The organism is Psychrobacter sp. W2-37-MNA-CIBAN-0211, from assembly GCF_040309405.1.
Classification (GTDB): domain Bacteria; phylum Pseudomonadota; class Gammaproteobacteria; order Pseudomonadales; family Moraxellaceae; genus Psychrobacter; species Psychrobacter glaciei.
In genome coordinates, this window is record NZ_JBEOOU010000124.1 from 1 (window position 1) to 283 (window position 283).

Sequence of the window (283 nt, forward strand, 5' to 3'; positions counted from 1 at the left end):
CACCCAGAGCGTGTTTATAGCCGTGAACAACTGCTTGATCATGTATGGGGAACTAATGTTTACGTAGAAGATCGCACGGTTGATGTGCACATTCGTCGTCTGCGCAAAGCAATTGGCCCACTTGGACATGACCGTTTGGTGCAAACTGTACGTGGTGCGGGATATCGTTTTTCAAGTAAGCTGTGATCAGCTTAAAGCTTAGCTAATGTATGAAATACGCATGTATTACTACTCTAAGGTAAAGTGAGTGTATGTATCGAGTTGTTAATAAGCAGGCGTTAGT

1 protein-coding gene is annotated in these 283 nt (G+C 43.5%); it reads left to right on the forward strand.

What is annotated here, in order from left to right:
- On the forward strand, positions 1-186 hold a 186-nt coding region (locus AAEY72_RS14565), incomplete at its 5' end, for a winged helix-turn-helix domain-containing protein (RefSeq protein WP_352311240.1).
- Positions 187-283 lie beyond the last annotated feature (97 nt).